This window comes from Jatrophihabitans sp. (assembly GCF_051960575.1).
Taxonomy (GTDB): domain Bacteria; phylum Actinomycetota; class Actinomycetes; order Mycobacteriales; family Jatrophihabitantaceae; genus JBQCEE01.
Map to the genome: position 1 here is coordinate 1 of NZ_JBQCEE010000229.1, position 3,830 is coordinate 3,830.

The 3,830-nt window shown below is 72.3% G+C and carries 5 protein-coding genes; 4 read left to right on the forward strand and 1 reads right to left on the reverse strand.

The genetic code is table 11. The annotated features are described in order from the left end of the window. On the reverse strand, positions 1–759 hold a 759-nt coding region (locus tag ACTHMS_RS12615; RefSeq protein ID WP_440307017.1), incomplete at its 3' end, for an aldo/keto reductase. A 36-nt stretch (positions 760–795) separates the two neighbouring features. Here ACTHMS_RS12615 and ACTHMS_RS12620 point away from each other — a divergent pair. From ACTHMS_RS12620 to ACTHMS_RS12635, 4 genes are all read left to right on the forward strand, one after another. Further along, a complete protein-coding gene (locus ACTHMS_RS12620) occupies positions 796–1,845 on the forward strand; it encodes an LLM class F420-dependent oxidoreductase (RefSeq protein ID WP_440307018.1) in 1,050 nt (349 codons plus the stop codon). After that, positions 1,842–2,696: an undecaprenyl-diphosphate phosphatase gene (locus ACTHMS_RS12625; protein ID WP_440307019.1), complete on the forward strand. Its 855-nt coding sequence runs from the start codon at positions 1,842–1,844 to the stop codon at positions 2,694–2,696. The genes ACTHMS_RS12620 and ACTHMS_RS12625 overlap by 4 nt, the downstream gene beginning before the upstream one ends. After that, positions 2,696–3,388, forward strand: a complete 693-nt coding sequence (locus ACTHMS_RS12630; protein ID WP_440307020.1) for a histidine phosphatase family protein — start codon at positions 2,696–2,698, stop codon at positions 3,386–3,388. The genes ACTHMS_RS12625 and ACTHMS_RS12630 overlap by 1 nt, the downstream gene beginning before the upstream one ends. Before the next feature lie 27 nt (positions 3,389–3,415). After that, positions 3,416–3,830 (forward strand): DUF3090 domain-containing protein (locus tag ACTHMS_RS12635; RefSeq protein WP_440307021.1); only part of this gene is annotated, 415 nt, incomplete at its 3' end.

Consider the following 3,830-nt stretch of genomic DNA (forward strand, 5'->3'; position numbering starts at 1 on the left):
GGTGGCCACCGCCTCGACGATGCCGGCCGCCGCCGCGACCTCTTGCATGGGCAGCGGGCGCGCCGCCGCGGCCCGCGAATCTGCCGGGACGCCGCCGCGGTACTTGCCCGTGAGGACGCCGCCGCCGAGCGGCGAGTACGGGAAGACGCCGACGCCCAACGCCTGCGCCGCGGGCACCACCTCGCGCTCCACGCCCCGGTCGACCAGGGAGTACCGCACCTGGTTGGCCACGATCGGCGCGCGGCCCGAGACGGCCGCCTGCCATGACACCGCACGGCCCAAGCGCCAGCCGCAGTAGTTCGACACGCCGACGTAGCGCGCGCGGCCCGAGCCGACCGCGTGGTCGAGCGCGCCGAGCGTCTCGTCGAACGGGACGGTGTCGTCGACGGTGTGGACGTAGAACAGGTCGACGTGGTCGGTGCCGAGTTTGCGCAGCGACGCGTCCAACTGGCGCAGCAGGGCGTTGCGCGACGCGTCGACCAGCCGGCCGTTGTCCTCGCGGCGGCGGGTGATGCCGGCCTTGGTGGCGATGACGAGGTCGTCGCGCGGCACGAGGTCGCCGAGCAGCGAGCCGAGGATCGACTCGGCCTCGCCGTAGCCGTACGACGCGGCGGTGTCGACGAGGGTGCCGCCGTGCTCGTGGAAGGTCAGCAGCTGCGCGGCGGCGTCGTCCGCGTCGGTCTCGACACCCCACGTCATCGTCCCGAGACCGAGGTTCGACACCCGCAGGCCGCTGCGGCCCACCATGCGTTGCTCCACGGCGAGCCAAACTACCGCCCTCGGTAGGCTGCGCGGGTGCGCCTGGGGATCAACGTCGGATATTGGGGCTGGGACGCGTTCGACGACACCGTGACGCTGGTGCAGGAGGCCGAACGGCTCGGGTTCGCGTGCGCCTGGGTCGCCGAGGCCTACGGGTCGGACGCGGTCACCGCGCTCACCTGGCTGGCCGCCCGCACCAAGCGGATCGACGTGGGCAGCGCGATCCTGCAGATCCCGGCCCGGACGCCGACGATGACCGCGATGACCGCGGCGTCGCTCGACATGCTCTCGAAGGGACGCTTCCGCCTCGGCGTGGGCGTCAGCGGGCCGCAGGTGTCGGAGGGCTGGCACGGCGTGCGGTTCGCCAAGCCGCTGGCCCGCACCCGCGAGTACGTCGACATCGTGCGCCTCGCGCTGCGCCGCGAGCGCGTGCGCTACGACGGCGAGACCTACCGGCTGCCACTGCCCGACGGGCCGGGCAAGGCGCTGTTCCTCCAGGTGCACCCTCGGCGCGCCGACATCCCGCTCTACCTCGCGGCGATCGGGCCGAAGAACCTCGAGCTCACCGGCGAGATCGCCGACGGCTGGCTGCCGGTGTTCTTCAACGCCGCATTCGCCGACGAGCAGCTGGTGCACCTGCGCGCCGGACGCGAGAAGGCGGGCAGGACCCTCGACGGCTTCGACATCGCGCCGTCGATGGGCGTCTCGGTCGGTGACGACCTCGCCGCCTGCGCCGACCCGCTGCGCGGCTACGCCGCCCTCTACGTCGGCGGCATGGGCAGTCGCGAGCAGAACTTCTACAACGCCCTCGCCGTGCGCATGGGCTTCGCCGACGCCGCCGCCGAGGTGCAGGACCGCTATCTCGCGCGCGACTACGCCGCCGCGGGCGCGGCGGTGCCGTTCGAGTTCATCGACGCCACCTCGCTGCTCGGGCCTGTCCCGCGCCTGGCCGACCGGCTCGCCGAGTTCGCGTCCGTCGGCGTCACCACGCTCAACGTCATGCCGACCGGCGCGACCCTGGAGGACAAGCTGACCTCGATCCGTGCCGCCGCCGAGGCCCTCGACCGCAGCGGCGTCGCCTCGTGACCTTCGTCCAGGCCGTGATCCTCGGGCTCGTCCAGGGGCTCACCGAGTTCCTGCCGATCTCGTCGACGGCCCACCTGCGCATCGTCCCCGCGCTGTTCGACTGGCACCTGAACTACAACCAGGACATCCCCAACGACCCGGGCGCGGCGTTCACCGCCGTCATCCAGCTCGGCACCACCCTGGCGATCGTCCTGTACTTCTGGCGCGACCTCTGGAACGTCACCCGCACCTGGTTCCGCGGCATCGTGGCTAAGGACGTGCGCGGGTCGCACGAGTACCGCATGGGGTGGTACCTCATCCTCGCGACGATCCCGATCGGGATCCTGGGCCTGGTGTTCAAGCACCAGATCGAGACCGGTGCCCACAACCTGTGGCTCATCGCGTCCGCGCTCATCGTGCTCGCGCTGGTGCTGCTGGTGGCCGAGCGGGTCGGCACACGGGTACGGGGCGAGGCGCAGATCACGACCACGGACGCCGTGGCGATCGGCGGTGCGCAGGCGCTGGCGCTCATCCCGGGTGTCTCGCGCTCGGGCAGCACGATCACGGCCGGGCTGTTCCGCGGGCTGGACCGGCCGACGGCGGCGCGGTTCTCGTTCCTGCTGTCGATCCCCGCGGTGCTGCTCTCGGGCCTGTACGAGGCCTACTCGCACGCCGGCGACAGAAACGCGCCGGGCGCCGGCGTCACCATCGTGGCGACCATCGTCGCGTTCGTCGTCGGCTTCGCGTCGATCGCGTGGCTGATGCGCTACATCGCGCGGCACAGCACGATGATCTTCATCGGCTACCGGATCGCGCTCGGCATACTGCTGATCGTGCTGCTCTCCGCCGGCGTCCTGCACGCCACCCGCTGATGTCGACGCTGCTGCTCGTCCGGCACGGGCTCACCGCGAAGACCGGTCCGGTGCTCGCCGGCCGCGCGCCCGGCCTGCACCTCGACGATCGCGGGATCAAGCAGGCCGAGGCGCTCGCGCAGCGGCTCGCCGCGGTGCCGCTGACCGCCGTCGTCACCAGCCCGCTCGAGCGGTGCGTCGAGACGGCGACCGCGGTGCGCGAGGCGCAGGCGAAGGACCCCGCCTGGCACGTCGACGACCGGCTCATCGAGTGCGGCTACGGCGACTGGACGGGCAAGGCGATCAAGGACCTCGTCAAGGACCCGCTGTGGAAGGTCGTCCAGGCACAGCCGTCGGCCGTGCGGTTCCCGAACGGCGAGAGCCTGCCGGAGATGTCGTCGCGGGCGATCGCCGCCGTGCGCGACTGGGACCAGAGGCTCGGCGACGACGCGGTCTGGGTGGCGTGCACGCACGGCGACGTGATCAAGGCGATCCTCGCCGACGCGCTCGGCCTGCACCTCGACCAGTACCAGCGGATCGTGCCCGACCCGTGCTCGGTGTCGGTGGTGCGCTACACGGCCACGCGGCCGTTCGTGGTGCGGATGAACGACGTCGGTGGCGACGTCAGTGGCCTCGTCCCGCCGAAGAGGACGCGGCGGCGGCGGACCTCCGATGCGACGGTGGGTGGCGGCGCCGGAGGCGGCACGGTCTGACCGGTTCTGACTACGCTGGAGGGCATCATGCCGCGCCAGCTGTTCCTCTTCGACCGTCCCAGCCGCTTCGTCGCCGGGACGGTGGGTGCACCCGGCGAGCGCACGTTCTTCCTGCAGGCCGTCGACGGCAACCGGGTGGTGTCGGTCGCCCTCGAGAAGCAGCAGGTGGTGGTGCTCGCCGACCGGCTCGAGGAGCTGCTCGACGACATCGTCGAGCGCACCGGCACCGCGCTGCCGGCCGGGCCGCCCGACAGCGAGGCGCTCGAGCAGCCGATCGACGAGGAGTTCCGCGTCGCGGCGATGGGGCTGGCCTGGAACGGCGACACCGGGCTCATCGTGATCGAGGCGCAGGCGCCGACCGAGGAGCTCGAGGAGGCGGCGGCCACGCTGCTCGAGGACGTCGACGACGGCCCGGACGCCCTGCGGGTGCTCATCGAGCCGG

Coding starts and splice junctions, on each gene's coding strand:
- ACTHMS_RS12630 (WP_440307020.1), top strand. CDS start 2,696: ATGTCGACGCTGCTGCTCGTCCGGCACGGGCTCACCGCGAAGACCGGT.